The sequence below is a fragment of the Gilvimarinus sp. 1_MG-2023 genome (genome assembly GCF_030548285.1).
Genome location: NZ_JAUOSC010001625.1, coordinates 1 through 239 on the forward strand (window position 1 = coordinate 1; position 239 = coordinate 239).

A 239-nucleotide genomic window follows, 5' to 3' on the forward strand; every position below is an offset into this window, starting at 1 on the left:
GGATAATATCACCGGTGCTGATCGGTACCCTCAAATCACCGCCGTGGGCACTGATGGCGTTTATGTGGTGACCTGGCGTGGTGATGATAGCGACGGTGACTATTCGATCTTTGTGCAGGCGTTTAAAGCCGATGGCTCCTTCAACGGTGACAAAGTACAGCTGGAAGCGCTGGGTAACACCACTGGTCGTGACTATGATCCACAAATCATCGCCGTGGGCAGCGATGGCGCCTATGTGG

1 protein-coding gene is annotated in these 239 nt (G+C 54.4%); it reads left to right on the plus strand.

Translation table 11 applies throughout. The features are described 5' to 3' along the window. Positions 1–239: hypothetical protein (locus Q4563_RS22295; RefSeq protein ID WP_303606098.1), on the plus strand; the 239-nt coding region annotated here is incomplete at both ends.